Genomic DNA, 14631 nt, shown 5'->3' with positions numbered 1-14631 from the left:
CAACAAATGATCAGTGAAACCCAGCCCATCAAGGACGACGGCCTTTGGTACAAGGACGCGGTCATCTACCAGCTGCATGTGAAGTCGTTCTTCGACTCCAATGACGATGGGGTGGGAGACGTGCCCGGCCTGATCATGAAGCTGGACTACATCGCCAGCCTGGGCGTGAACACGATCTGGCTCTTGCCCTTCTATCCGTCGCCCCGGCGCGACGACGGCTACGACATCGCGGATTACCGCGGCGTGCACCCCGATTACGGCACCGTGGCCGATGTGCGCAAGCTCATCCGCGAGGCGCATACGCGGGGCTTGCGCGTGATCACCGAGCTGGTGGTGAACCACACGTCTGACCAGCACCGGTGGTTCCAGCGCGCCCGTACGTCGCGCCCGGGGTCGGCAGCCCGCAATTTCTACGTATGGTCGGACAACGACAAAGCCTACGCCGGCACCCGCATCATCTTCTGCGATACGGAGAAATCCAACTGGACGTGGGACCCCGAGGCCAACGCCTACTTCTGGCACCGCTTCTACTCCCACCAGCCCGACCTGAACTACGACAATCCCCAGGTCCTGAAAGAAGTGCTGTCGGTCATGCGGTACTGGCTGGACATGGGCGTGGACGGGCTACGCCTGGACGCCGTGCCCTATCTGGTTGAACGCGAAGGCACCAACAACGAGAACCTGCCCGAAACGCACCAGGTGCTCAAGCAGATACGCGCGGTGATCGACGCCGAATACCCGGGCCGCCTGCTCCTGGCCGAGGCGAACCAATGGCCGGAAGATGCACAGGAATACTTCGGCAGCGGCGACGAATGCCACATGTCGTTCCATTTTCCGCTGATGCCGCGCATGTACATGGCGATTGCGCAGGAAGACCGCTTTCCCATCACCGACATCATCCGCCAGACGCCCGACATTCCGGCCACCTGCCAATGGGCCATCTTCCTGCGCAATCACGACGAGCTGACGCTGGAAATGGTGACGAGCCGCGAACGGGACTATCTGTGGAGCGTGTACGCCGCCGACCCGCGTGCCCGCATCAACCTGGGCATCCGCCGCCGCCTGGCCCCCTTGCTGGAACGCGACCGCCGCCGGGTGGAACTGATGAACAGCCTGCTGCTGTCGATGCCCGGCACGCCGGTGCTGTATTACGGCGACGAGCTGGGCATGGGCGACAACGTGCACCTGGGCGACCGCGACGGCGTGCGCACGCCGATGCAATGGTCGCCCGACCGCAACGGCGGCTTCTCGCGGGCCGATCCCGAGCGCCTGCCCTTGCCCGTGCTGATGGGGCCGCTCTATGGCTACGAAGCCGTCAACGTCGAAGCCCAGCAGCGCGATCCGCATTCGCTGCTTAACTGGACGCGCCGCATGCTGGCGCAACGCCGCCAGACGCATGCGTTCGGCCGCGGCACGCTGCGCTTCATCCTGGCCGGCAACCGCAAGATACTCGCCTACCTGCGCCAGTGGAACGACACCATCATCCTGTGCGTGGCGAACCTGTCCAATGCCGCGCAGCCGGTCGAACTGCAGTTGCAGGCCTTCAACGGCCGGGTGCCCGTCGAAATGCTGGGCGGCACGCCGTTCCCCGCCATCGGCGAACTGCCTTATCTGCTGACCCTGCCTCCCTACGGCTTTTACTGGATGGACCTGAGCGCGGACGCCGCGCCGCCCGGCTGGCATGCCAGCGGCCCCGCCCAGATGCCCGAACTGACGACGCTGGTGTTGAAGTCCCGCGGCGGCGCCGCGCTGACCGATTCGTCGCGCGCCACGCTGGAAAACGAGGTGCTGCCCGAATACCTGGCGCGCCAGCGCTGGTTCCCCGGCTCGCATGCGCCGGCCCGCGCCCGCCTGGCCTACGCAACGCCCTTCACCGCCGCGGGCGGCGAATACTACTGGGCCGAAGTCGAGCCGGAAGACGGTGTGGAAGGCTTGCGCGCCCAGGCGCCCTTCGTCCTGGTATGGGACGAAACCGCGCAAGTGCAATATCCGATCGCGCGCGTGCGCCGGGGCGCGGAGGTCGGCACGCTTGCCGATGCCTTCCTGCAGCCCGGCTTCGTGCTGGGCGTGGTCGATGCCCTGCGCGCCAGCCGCGAACTGGACGGCCGCGAAGGCGGCAAGCCGGGCGACAAACCCGGCATCATCCGCTATCTGCCCGAACCCGGCCTGGCGGCGCTGGATTTCGGCGAAGAACCCGCACTGCAGTGGATCAGCGGCGAACAATCCAACAGCTCGGTCATCATCGGCGGACAGGCCATCCTGAAGCTGATCCGCAACGTGCAGCCCGGCGTCTCGCCGGAAGTCGAACTGACCCGCCACCTGACCCGCGCCGGCTACGCGAACATTCCCGCGTTGCTGGGCGAGGTGCTGCGGGTGGACGCCGACGGCGTGCCGCATACGCTTGCGGTGCTGCACGCATTCGTCACCAACGAAGGCGACGCCTGGACGTGGACGCTGGACTTCCTGAAACGCACCTTGGGCGCCGCGCTGCTGGGCGGCGACAGCCCGGAGGAATTCGAGGCCACCCTGGAGGGATATACCGTCATGGCGGCCACGATCGGCCGTCGCCTGGCCGAGCTGCACAACGCCCTGGCGCAACCCTCGGACGACCCCGCTTTCGCGCTGAGCACGGCGACGGAAGAAGACACAGCGGCGCACGCCGCCCGGATCATTGCCCAGCTGAACCGCGCGGAGCAAGACCTGCGCGCGGTGCTGGACACCCTGGAGGCGCCGTCCCACGCCTGCGCGCAGTGGTTCTTCGAACACCACGCACGCCTGGTCACGCAGGTCGAGGCCATGGCAAAGGCGCTGACCGGCGCCCCGATGATCCGCGTACACGGTGATTTCCATCTGGGCCAGGTGCTGGTGGCGCAGACCGATGCCTACCTGATCGATTTCGAGGGCGAACCGATCCAAAGCCTGCAGGCGCGTCGGCAGGTCAACACCCCGTATAAGGACGTTGCCGGCATGCTGCGCTCGTTCGACTATGCCGCGGCCTCCATCGCACGGGGCGATCCGCTGGGCGGTGCGCCCACGGACGCGAACGCGGGGCCCGCCGATTCGGCCGCCGCACCCGGCGCGCCTGTCGAGCTGCGCGATACCTTGCTTGCGCGCTTCGGCTCCCGCTCGGCGGAAGCCTTCCTGCAGGGTTACCAGGAGGCCGCCAGCACCGCGATCGCCTTGCCCGGCGCGCAGGAGGATCCGCTGCTGAAACTGGCGGTGCTGGAAAAGGCCGCCTATGAAGTCAGCTACGAAGCCGCACACCGTCCCGACTGGATCTCCATCCCCCTATGCGCGTTGACCGGGCTTGCACGCGAACTGCTGCAGGCTGCCGCGATCAGCAGCGAGGAACAAGCACAATGAACAGCACCGCCAACGCCACGTTGCCGCCCCGCGCCAAGCCGGCCGGTCAGGTCGACCCGGCCACCCTAGCCGCGCTGGCTTCCGGCCTGCACGCCGACCCGTTCGCGGTGCTCGGCCCCCACGAGGGCGTGGTCCGGACACTAGCGCCCGGCGCGGCCGCCGTCTGGGTCGTTGCGCAGGATGGCCAGCGCGTTGCGCTGCAAGAGCAGGCGCACGGGCTGTTTACCGGCACGGCCCCCCGCGCCCGCCCCGGCCAACCGGGTTCCTACCAATTGGCGATCGTATGGCCGGATGCGGAACAGGTCACGCCTGACCCTTACGCGTTTGGCCCCTTGCTAACGGCCCAGGACCTGGACGCGCTTGCCAGCGGAGACTGGCGCGCCGCGCTGGAATTGCTGGGCGCCAGGCTTGCCGACATCGACGGCATTCCCGGCCTGCGTTGCGCGGTATGGGCGCCCAATGCGCGCCGCGTGGCGGTCGTGGGCGACTTCAACAGCTGGGATGGCCGCCGCCATCCGATGCGCTTGCGCCATGCCGCCGGCGTCTGGGAACTGTTCATCCCCGGTATCCAGGCCGGCGAGCGCTACAAATTCGCGATCACCGACGCCAACGGCGCCATCGCGCTCAAGGCCGATCCCATGGCGCGCCGCGCCCAGGCCGCCCCGGCCACGGCGTCCGTCGTGGATGACCCCTCACCCTACCCCTGGACGGACGACGCATGGATGCGATCCCGCGCCGCGCGGCAAGCGCGCCAAGCCCCCATTTCCATCTACGAAGTACACGCCGGCTCCTGGCTCGCGCCCGATGGCGCGCCCTGCGTCTGGGACCAACTGGCCGACAAGCTGCCCGCCTACGCGCACGCCATGGGGTTCTCGCATGTCGAGTTGATGCCAATCATGGAGTATCCGTTCGGCGGTTCCTGGGGCTACCAGCCGCTGGGCCTGTTCGCGCCGTCCGCGCGCTTTGGGCCGCCCGACGCCTTCGCGCGTTTCATCGATCGCTGCCACGCCGCCGGCATCGGCGTCATCCTGGATTGGGTTCCCGCGCATTTTCCCGATGACCCCCACGGCTTGGCGCGCTTTGACGGCTCGCCGCTATATGAATACGCCGACCCGCGCGAAGGCTATCACCCCGACTGGAACACGCTGGTCTACAACCTGGGGCGCACCGAAGTCAAAGCCTTCATGATCGCCAGCGCCATGCACTGGCTGCGGCGCTTCCATATCGACGGCCTGCGCGTGGATGCGGTGGCGTCCATGCTGTATCGCGACTACAGCCGCCAGCCCGGCGAGTGGATCCCGAACCGCCATGGGGGACGCGAGAACCTGGAGGCCGTCCAGTTCCTGCAGGAGTTGAACGCCACCATCCGCGAAGAGGAACCGGACACCATCGTCGTGGCCGAGGAATCCACCGCCTGGCCCGGCGTCACCGCCCCGGTGCCTGAAGGCGGCCTGGGCTTTCACTACAAATGGAACATGGGCTGGATGCACGACACGCTGCGCTATCTGCATGAAGACCCGGTTCATCGCAAGCATCATCATCACGACATCACCTTCGGCATGGCCTACGCCTACTCCGAGCGCTTCGTCCTGCCCCTCTCGCACGACGAAGTGGTGCACGGCAAGGGGTCGCTGCTGAACAAGATGCCCGGCGACCGCGCGGCCAAGCTGGCGAACCTGCGCGCCTATCTGGGCTTCATGTGGGCGCATCCGGGCAAGAAGCTGCTGTTCATGGGCGGCGAACTGGCGTGCCCGGCCGAATGGAACCACGACGCCGCGCTGGATTGGAACCTGCTGGACGACCCTGGCCACAAGGGCGTGCAGCGGCTGGTTGCCGACCTGAACCGGCTTTACCGGGAGACCCCCGCCTTGCACGAACTGGACACGGACCCGGCGGGATTCGCCTGGGTGGTCATGGACGACGCCGACAACAGCGTGGCCGCGTTCTTGCGCCAGGCCGGCGGATCGCTGGTGCTGGCCGTGTCGAATTTCACGCCCGTGGCGCGCCATGGCTACCGCGTCGGCGTGCCGATGGCGGGACGCTGGACCGAAACATTGAATACCGACGCGGGCTGCTACGGCGGTTCGGGCCAGGGCAACCAGGGCGCCGCGCTCACCGAGGCGGAACCCTCGCACGGGCACGCGCAATCGCTGCCCCTGACGCTGCCGCCGCTTGCCACCCTTTTCCTCACGCTACAAGGCTGATCCATGGACCCCTCACAATTGACCCGCCTTACCACCGGCCAGCCGTACCCGTTGGGCGCAGTCAGCGACGGCCTGGGCGTGAACTTCGCCGTCTTCTCGGCCAACGCCACGCGCATCGAGCTGTGCGTGTTCGACGCGCGCGGCCGTAAGGAACTGCGGCGCTTCGACCTGCCGGAATGCACGGACGAGGTCTGGCACGGCTATCTGCCGGATGCCCAGCCCGGTCTCGTCTATGGCTACCGCGCGCACGGCCCCTATGATCCCCGCAACGGCCACCGTTTCAATCCGCACAAGCTGCTGCTGGACCCCTACGCACGCCACCTGACAGGCCCGGCGAGCTGGAGCGACGCGCTCTTCGGCTACCGGCTGAACCACGCGCGCGCCGACCTGTCGATGGACCGCCGCGACAGCGCGCCGGCCATGCCCAAGGCCATCGTGACGGAAGACGTCCCATTCAACTGGGGCAACAGCAAGGCGCCGCACACGCCATGGGTGGACACGACGATCTACGAAGTGCATCTGCGCGGCGTGTCGATGCAGCGCGAAGACCTGCGCCAGCCGCTGCGCGGCACGTGCGCGGCGCTGGCCGACCCGCGTTTCATCGAACACCTGCACCGCCTGGGCGTCACCGCCGTCGAACTGCTGCCGGTGCACGCCTTCCTGCAGGACCGGTTCCTGCTGGAACGCGGCCTGCGCAATTACTGGGGCTACAACACGCTGTCGTTCTTCGCGCCCGAACCCGCGTATCTGCAGCGCGGCCCCAATGACCTGCGCCAGGCGGTCCGCCGCCTGCATGCCGCCGGCCTGGAAGTGATCCTGGACGTGGTCTACAACCACACCTGCGAAGGCAGCGAACTGGGCCCCACGCTGTCATGGCGCGGGCTGGACAACGCCAGCTATTACCGCCTGATGCCGGGCGAAGAGCGCTACTACATCAACGACACCGGCTGCGGCAATACGGTAAACCTGTCGCACCCGCGCGTCCTGCAGATGGTGATGGATTCCCTGCGCTACTGGACCGATTCGTATGGCGTGGACGGCTTTCGCTTCGACCTGGGCGTGACGCTCGGCCGCGAGGGCACGGGCTTCGATCCGGGGTCGGGCTTCTTCGACGCCCTGCGGCAAGACCCGGTCCTGGCCGGCGTGAAACTGATCTCGGAACCCTGGGACATCGGGCCGGATGGCTATCAACTGGGCAACCATCCGCCGGGGGTGGCGGAATGGAACGACCGCTACCGCGACACGGTGCGCCGCTATTGGCGCGGCGATGAAGGCATGCGCGGCGATATGGCGGCCAGGCTATGCGGTTCGCGCGACGTCTTCGACCGGCGTCATCGCCGGCCGTGGGCCGGCGTCAATTTCGTGGCATCCCACGACGGCTTCACCACGCAAGACCTGGTGAGCTACGACGGCAGCCACAACGAGGCCAATGGCGAAGGCGGCAACGACGGCCACGGCGAGAACTATAGCCACAACTGGGGCGAGGAAGGGCCGACGCAGGACGCAGCCATCCTGGAACGGCGTGGTCAGGTGCAGCGCGCGCTGCTGGCGACGCTGTTCCTGTCCGACGGCACGCCGATGCTGCTGGCCGGCGACGAGTTCGGCAACAGCCAGGACGGCAACAACAATGCGTACTGCCAGGACAACCCCCTGTCATGGCTGGATTGGACCTTGGCCCAGAGCGATGCCGGCCGCGCGCTGACACATTTCGTGGCGCGCGCCGTGGCGCTGCGCCGCGACCATCCCAGCTTGCGTGCCGCACGCTTTGGCGACGCCGCCCAGGAGATCTGCCCCGGCGTCGCGGCCATCGGCTGGTTCGACACGGCCGGCGGCACGATCGCCCAGGAGGCCTGGGACGACCCGCAAGCGCTCACCATGGCGCTGCGCCGCGCCGCGCTGCGCGAAGACGGCAGCGCGGACATCACGCTGCTGCTGCTGAATCCGGGCGCCGAGCCCGCCACGTTCACGCTGCCCCCGCCCGCCCAACCGTGGATCCGCGAACTGGATTCCGCCACGCAGGTCCCCGCAGCGCCGGTCTCGGAAACCGACATCACCGTGCAGGCGCACAGCCTGGTGCTGCTGTCGGCCACCTGCATTCCCGGAGCAGCGTCATGACGGCCTGGCCCGAGCCCTACACCCATGGCGCGCTGCCTTTGCCCGACGGTCGCACGCGCTTTCGCCTGTGGGCACCCACGGCGGCCACAGGACTGGCTTTGCTGATCGACGGGCGCGACCCGATCCCCCTGCAGCCGGACGCCGACGGTTACGCGCAGACCGACGTCGATTGCCCGCCGGGCACCCGCTATCGCTACCGCATCGGCGACGGCTTGACCGTGCCGGACCCGGCATCGCGCCAGCAAGACGGCGACGTGCACGGCGCCAGCATCGTCGCGGGGCCTGACACCTATGCCTGGCAGCATCCCGCCTGGCATGGCCGGCCGTGGGCGGAATCCGTCATCTATGAAGCGCACGCGGGCCTGGCGGGCGGCTTTACGGGGCTGGCCGAACGGCTGCCGGACCTGGTGGCGCTGGGCGTCACCGTCGTCGAACTGATGCCCGTCGCGGACTTTCCCGGCCCGCGCAACTGGGGTTATGACGGCGTGCTGCCCTATGCGCCCGACGCAGCCTATGGAACGCCGGACGCGCTCAAGCATCTGGTCGACACGGCGCATGGCCTGGGGATGAGCATGATGCTGGACGTGGTCTACAACCATTTCGGCCCGGACGGCAATTTTTTGCCCCAGTACGCTGCGCCTTTCTTCCGCGACGACGTAGCCACGCCCTGGGGCAACGCGATCGATTTCCGCCAGCCGGCGGTGCGCCGCTATTTCGAAGAGAACGCCCTGTACTGGCTGACGGAATTCCGTTTCGACGGCCTGCGGCTGGACGCGGTACACGCGATATCCGACCCGGATTGGCTGGTGGAGCTGGCGCAATTCGTCCGCGGACAGATCCCCGCGCAGCGCCACGTCCACCTGGTGCTGGAAAACGACGACAACCGCGCCAGCCTGCTCGCCCAGGGGTACGACGCCCAATGGAACGACGATGCGCACCATGTGTTGCACCACCTCTTGACCGGCGAATCGCACGGCTATTACTCGGACTACGCGGACCGCCCGGCCGAGGCCCTGGCGCGGTGCCTGGCGCAGGGCTGGCTGTATCAGGGCCAGCCTTCGCCCTTCCGGCAAGGGGCGCCGCGCGGGGAACCCAGCGGCCATTTGCCGCCGACCGCGTTCGTCCTGTTCCTGCAGAACCACGACCAGACTGGCAACCGGGCCGCGGGCGAGCGCTTGACGGTGTTGGCCGAAAACACGGAGCGCCTGCGCGCCGCCGTCGCGCTGCAACTGCTTGCGCCGCAGATTCCGCTGATCTTCATGGGCGAGGAATCCGGCAGCCGCGCGCCCTTCCTCTATTTCACCAGCCACACGGATCCGGACCTGGCTCAAGCAGTTCGGGAAGGACGCCAGCGCGAGTTCTCGGCCTTTCCCGGCTTTGACGACGGCGCTGCCCAAGCGGTGCCGGACCCCAACGCCCCGACCACCTTCAGCCAAAGCGATCCCTGGCAACCAGGCAACGACGACGCGCAAGGGTGGCGCACGCTTTATGAGGCGCTGCTGCATATGCGCCAACAGGTGATTGCGCCACGCTTGCCCGGCGCGCGCAGCGTATTTGGCCGTGCCGTGGGCAAACACGGCGTCCATGCGCAATGGCGCCTGGGCGATGGTGCCCGGCTGACGCTGTACGCCAACCTGGGACCGGTGCAAGAAGCGTTGCCGCCCAAATTCTCAGCGGCTGGCCACCTGTTTTCGTCGCTGCTGTTCGAATCCCGCGCAGGCGCGTTTGATGCGCTGTCGTTGGGCAGCATGTGCTCGGAAAGCACGGTCTGGTTGCTGGAGGATGCAGCATGAACACCGCCGCGCAAACTGAGTTGTCCGCCCTGGCCGCCGAAGCCGGCATCGCCGAAGACTGGACCGGCGCCGACCGCCGCCCGCGCCGCGTCGCGCCCGATACGCTGCGCGCCTTGCTTGACGCGATGGACTTGCCCGCCGGTTCCGAGGCGGACATCCGCGACAGCCGGCAGCGCCTGTCCGCGGCATCGGCGCAGAACCACCTGCCCGCGCTGCTGATCGCGCTACCGGGCGAAGCGGTACCGCTGCCCATGGGTTGCGCCGGGGTCTGCCAGATGCAGGCTCCGTCGCAACCTCTCATCACCGCCCGCACCGCCGCCGGCCCCGATGGCGCGCCAACCCTGCGCGCGCCCGCCGTCCCCGGCTACTACACACTGAGCACGCCCGGAGGCGATACCACGCTTGCCGTTGCACCCCGAAGCGCGCCCACGATCGACGAGCTGTCCGGCGTCAAAAATGCGCGCGCCTGGGGCTTGGCCGTCCAGCTCTACAGCCTGCGGCGCCCTTCCTCGGACCTGACGCAGGCCACGCATGGTTTCGGCGACTTCGGCGCGCTGCGCGATCTGGCCATTGCCGCGGGGTCGGCCGGCGCGGATGCGCTTGCCATGAGCCCGGTTCACGCCATGTTCGCGGCGGACCCCGCGCAATGCAGCCCGTACTCCCCGTCCAGCCGCCTCTTCCTGAATACCCTGTATGCCGACCCCGCCGGCGTGCTGGGCAATGACGCCGTGCGCGCGGCGCTGGCGGGCATGGATCAGGCACAATTGCGCGCGCTCGATGCGCGCCCGCTGATCGATTGGCCTGCCGCGGCCACCTTGCGCCACCAATTGCTGCGCCGCCTGCATGCCGGTTTCCCGACGGGCGCCACGACGGCGCAGCGGCAAGCCTATGACGCCTACCGTGACGCGGCTGGACCCGACCTGCACGACCATGCTCTATTCGAATCGCTGCATGCCGATCAGACGCAGGCGCATGGTGCGCCGCTTTCCTGGACCGACTGGCCCGCCGGCCTGCGCGACCCGCGATCCCCGGACGCGCAGCGCTACGCCGATGGACACGCCGAAGACATCGACGCGCACATGTTCGGCCAATGGCTGGCCTCGGCCAGCCTGGCACAGGCGCAGCAGGCCGCCCGGGACGCCGGCATGCGCGTCGGCCTGCTGGCGGACCTGGCGGTAGGCGGCAGCCCGTCAGGCAGCCACGCCTGGAGCCGACAGGCCGACCTGATGTCGCGCACCAGCGTGGGCGCGCCGCCAGACCTGCACAACCCACTGGGCCAGGGCTGGGGCTTGACCGCGCTATCGCCCGCTGCCTTGCGGGAGTCCGGCTACTCGGCGTTTCTTGCCATGCTGCGCGCCAGCCTGGCCAACGCGGGCGGCGTGCGCATCGACCATATCCTGGGCATGGCGCGGATGTGGCTGATCCCCGATGGCGCCCGGCCACAGGACGGGGCCTACCTGCACTACCCGCTGGCGCAGTTGCTGCGGCTGACGACGCTGGAAGCCTGGCTGCACGGCGCGTTGGTCATCGGCGAGAACCTGGGCACCGTGCCGGAGGGCTTCGACGCCCAGCTTGAAGACCACGGGCTGCTGGGCATGAATGTGCTGTGGTTCATGCGCGCGGCCGATTCCCCGCCGCAAGCGCAGGACTCGGCCGGAGACGCCCTCCCGGAACCCGCCACGCCCGCTGCCTTCCTGGCCCCGAACGACTGGCCGGCGCACGCCGTAGCCATGACGACAACGCACGACCTGCCCACGCTGGAGGGCTGGTGGCACGCGCAAGACATCCTGTGGCGTTCGCGGCTGCAGCTGCTGGGCCCGGACCAGGACGAGTCCGCGATGCGCGCCGCGCGGTTGGAAGACCGCGCCGCGCTGTGGCGGACCGTGCAGGCTTACTCGTCCACCGCCGCCAGGCAATCGACGCCGCGCGAACCGCCCGGCGCCGAACTGCTGGGCTTTGTCGCGTCCACGCCTTGCCCGCTGATGCTGGTGGCGCTGGAAGACCTGACCGGGCAGCTGGATCAACCCAATCTGCCCGGCACCATCGCCGACCACCCCAACTGGCGCCAGCGCGTGCCGCTCTCCGTTGCCGACTGCCTGAATGCGCCGGCCAGTTTGGCGCGCCTGCAACCGGTACGCGCCTTGCGAGGCCGCTCATGAACGCCCCCCGTGCCACCGCCCGCCTGCAACTGCACGCCGGGTTCACGCTGGAAGACGCCCGCGCGCAACTTCCCTACTACGCGGCGCTGGGCGTCAGCCATCTGTATCTGTCGCCCATCACGCAGGCACGCGACGGATCGGCCCACGGCTACGACGTCACCGACCACCAGCGCGTCAGCGCGGCGCTGGGCGGAGACGCCGCGCTGCGCCGTCTGGCCACGGCCGCCCGCGACCTGGGCCTGGGACTCATTGCGGACATCGTGCCCAACCACATGGCGGCCCACCCGTCCAACGCGTGGTGGGCCGATGTGCTGCGCCTGGGCCAGCGCAGCCCGCACGCGCGCGTGTTCGACATCGATTGGGATGCGCCTGACCCGGCGTTGCGCGGCAAGGTGCTGCTGCCCGTGCTGCCGGATCCCTACGGGGTCTGCCTGGCCTCGGGCGCCGTCCAGATCATTCACGAAGCGGACGCTTTCTTCGTGTCGGTCAGTGAGCTGCGGCTGCCCCTGGCGCCGGGATTCGCCACGGACGCGGCCGGCCCCGACGCGACCTGCGAGGCACACAACGCCCAGGCCGCCGAGGGGCGGGCCCGCCTGCACGACCTGCTGGAACGCCAGCACTACCGCCTAGCCTGGTGGCGGACGGCGCCGGAACAAATCAACTGGCGGCGCTTCTTCGAGATCAGCGAACTGGTCGGCGTGCGGGTCGAAGACGACATCGTCTTCGACGCCGTGCACGGCATGGCGCTGCGCCTGTACCGGGAAGGCGTGCTGGACGGCTTGCGCATCGACCACGTGGATGGCCTGGCCAGCCCGGGCGCCTATCTGCGACGCCTGCGCCAGCGCCTGACGCAGGCACGGGGCGAACGCGCAAGCGCTTATCTCGTCGTGGAAAAGATCCTGGCCGACGGAGAAACCCTGGATTTCCGCTGGCCGACCGACGGCACGACCGGCTACGACTTCATGGACCAGGTTGGCGCGCTGTTGCACGCGCCCGCCGCGCAAGCGCCGTTGGAGGCCTATTGGAACGGACTTGCCGGTGACCCGCGCGGTGCGTCCGCCCAATTGCAGGACGCCCGCCAACGAATGCTGGCTCGCCATTTCCCGGCCGAACGCCAGGCGCTTGCAAGGGCGCTGGCACACGTCGCCCGCATGGACCTGCGCACCCGCGACTGGACCACCACCGCCATTGACCGCGTATTGACCGCCCTGCTTGCCGTATTTCCGGTGTATCGCACCTATGCGGAAGACGGCGGGCGCAGCCCGGCGGATACCGACTGGTTCCACACCGCGCTTGACCGCGCGCGCACCGCGCTGGGGCCGGACACGGCAGACGCCCGCCTGCTGGACCAGATAGACCATTGGCTCAGCGGCGGGCCCGTTGATGAGAGCCTTGCCTCGCACGGCGACGGCACCCCCGAGCCGCATGCGCTGGCCGAAGCCCTGGCGCACGCCCTGCGACGCTTTCAGCAATTGACGCCGCCGCTGGCGGCCAAGGCGCTGGAAGACACCCTGTTCTACCGCCGCGGCCCGCTGCTGTCGCGCAATGAAGTGGGGTCCAGCGCGGAACGGTTCTCCCTGTCGCCTGACGCCTTCCACGCGTTAAGCGCCGAGCGCGCTGCCACCCATCCCCATGCCATGCTGGCCACGGCCACCCATGACCACAAGCGCGGCGAAGACACGCGGGCCCGCCTGGCGGTGCTGAGCGAAGCGCCGGAAGAATGGATCGCCCTTGCCCAGGCGTGGGTGCCGCGGCTGGCCCGGCCCGGTCCCATCGCGCCTGCCGACGCTTATCTGCTGCTGCAAAGCCTGGTTGGCGCGTGGCCGCTGGCCCTGCCGCCCGAGCCTGCTGACGACGCGTTGGCCGATTATCTGGCCCGCATCGCGCAATGGCAGGAAAAGGCGTTGCGCGAGGCCAAGTTGCGCACCAGCTGGACGGACCCGGACGCCGCCTATGAACAGTCGGCAGCGCGCTGCCTCGACGCGCTCAAGCATACGGACGACGGCCGACTGCTGCTGCGTGAAATCGCGGACTACACGCTGCGCCTTGCACCCGCCGGCCTGGTGAACGGCCTGGCGCAGACCTTGCTGCGCTGCACCTTACCGGGCGTGCCCGACCTGTATCAGGGCGCGGATCTGTGGGATTTCAGCTTGGTCGACCCCGATAACCGCCGCCCGGTGGACTACCCCGCGCGGGCGGGCCTGTTGGCCTTGGACGATCCCGGCCAGCCTATCGTCACCAGCGCCGCGGCGTGGCACAGCGGCGCCATCAAACAGGCGTTGATCCGCCAGGCTCTGGCCCTGCGCGCCCGCGACCCGGCACTGTTCAGCGACGGGCGCTGCGAACCGCTTGCCGTGCACGGCCCGCAGGCCGCCCATGTGCTGGCCTACTTGCGGCGGCACGAAACGCGATGCCTGCTCGTTGTCGTGCCCCGGCTGTGCGCGCGGGCGTTGGCCCCTTACGCGCAGGACCAAGCCGCCCAGGCGCATCGGTTCTGGGACGGCAGCCGAATCCGGCTGCCGTCCGACGTGCCCGCGGCGGGTCTTGTCGATACGCTATCCGGCCGGCAGCCAGGCGTGGACACGGCCGGCGACATCGACGTGGGTGATCTGCTGCGCGATTGCCCGGTCGCGCTGTGCGTGGCGAGCTGACAGCAATGGCGTAGACCGCCGGCGCCGGGAATGCCCCCCGCGCCGGCGGCCTGCTTGTCCCCGGGATTTGCGCTGACGCAGCTTTCTCTTTACGCTCTCGGATCGTTCGCGGGCCACAATCCACGGGCCCGATTCGGAATTCCCATCCAGACGCCATGATCCCACCCATGCCGGCACCGCACGCATGATCGCGTTGCTGCAGCCCTTCTTCCGTGAAGACTGGCGGCCCTACGCCGAAACGGTGCAGCTGGGCGCGCCGCCCGTCGGCGGACGCAAGGCGGCCGCGCTGCTGGGCGATCCAGCCGGCCTGGCCGACGCACTAGCGCGCCATCGTCGCCATTGGTCG

At 68.7% G+C, this 14631-nt stretch carries 6 protein-coding genes; all 6 read left to right on the top strand.

The window, feature by feature from the left end; all coding sequences use genetic code 11:
- Positions 1 to 6 precede the first annotated feature (6 nt).
- The 6 genes from treS to treY are packed head-to-tail and all read left to right on the top strand — an operon-like array spanning position 7 to position 14285.
- Positions 7 to 3363, top strand: a complete 3357-nt coding sequence (gene treS, locus AC27VE_RS22180) for a maltose alpha-D-glucosyltransferase (protein ID WP_488704975.1) — start codon at positions 7 to 9, stop codon at positions 3361 to 3363.
- A complete protein-coding gene (glgB, locus tag AC27VE_RS22175) occupies positions 3360 to 5567 on the top strand; it encodes a 1,4-alpha-glucan branching protein GlgB (protein WP_488704974.1) in 2208 nt (735 codons plus the stop codon). The genes treS and glgB overlap by 4 nt, the downstream gene beginning before the upstream one ends.
- 3 nt (positions 5568 to 5570) lie before the next feature.
- Positions 5571 to 7682 carry a glycogen debranching protein GlgX gene (glgX, locus tag AC27VE_RS22170; protein WP_488704973.1) on the top strand — a complete coding sequence of 704 codons (2112 nt, stop codon included), beginning with the start codon at positions 5571 to 5573 and terminating at the stop codon, positions 7680 to 7682.
- Positions 7679 to 9475 carry a malto-oligosyltrehalose trehalohydrolase gene (gene treZ, locus AC27VE_RS22165; RefSeq protein WP_488704972.1) on the top strand — a complete coding sequence of 599 codons (1797 nt, stop codon included), beginning with the start codon at positions 7679 to 7681 and terminating at the stop codon, positions 9473 to 9475. The genes glgX and treZ overlap by 4 nt, the downstream gene beginning before the upstream one ends.
- A complete protein-coding gene (gene malQ, locus AC27VE_RS22160) occupies positions 9472 to 11634 on the top strand; it encodes a 4-alpha-glucanotransferase (RefSeq protein WP_488704971.1) in 2163 nt (720 codons plus the stop codon). Before treZ ends, malQ begins: the two co-directional genes overlap by 4 nt.
- A complete protein-coding gene (treY, locus tag AC27VE_RS22155; protein ID WP_488704970.1) occupies positions 11631 to 14285 on the top strand; it encodes a malto-oligosyltrehalose synthase in 2655 nt (884 codons plus the stop codon). Before malQ ends, treY begins: the two co-directional genes overlap by 4 nt.
- Positions 14286 to 14631 lie beyond the last annotated feature (346 nt).

The organism is Achromobacter sp. 18P8.1.1, assembly GCF_057799415.1.
The sequence above is the reverse complement of the archived record's forward strand: the minus strand, read 5'-3'. Positions and strand labels throughout refer to the sequence as shown.

Coding starts and splice junctions, on each gene's coding strand:
- glgX (WP_488704973.1), top strand. CDS start 5,571: ATGGACCCCTCACAATTGACCCGCCTTACCACCGGCCAGCCGTACCCG.
- malQ (WP_488704971.1), top strand. CDS start 9,472: ATGAACACCGCCGCGCAAACTGAGTTGTCCGCCCTGGCCGCCGAAGCC.
- glgB (WP_488704974.1), top strand. CDS start 3,360: ATGAACAGCACCGCCAACGCCACGTTGCCGCCCCGCGCCAAGCCGGCC.
- treS (WP_488704975.1), top strand. CDS start 7: ATGATCAGTGAAACCCAGCCCATCAAGGACGACGGCCTTTGGTACAAG.
- treY (WP_488704970.1), top strand. CDS start 11,631: ATGAACGCCCCCCGTGCCACCGCCCGCCTGCAACTGCACGCCGGGTTC.
- treZ (WP_488704972.1), top strand. CDS start 7,679: ATGACGGCCTGGCCCGAGCCCTACACCCATGGCGCGCTGCCTTTGCCC.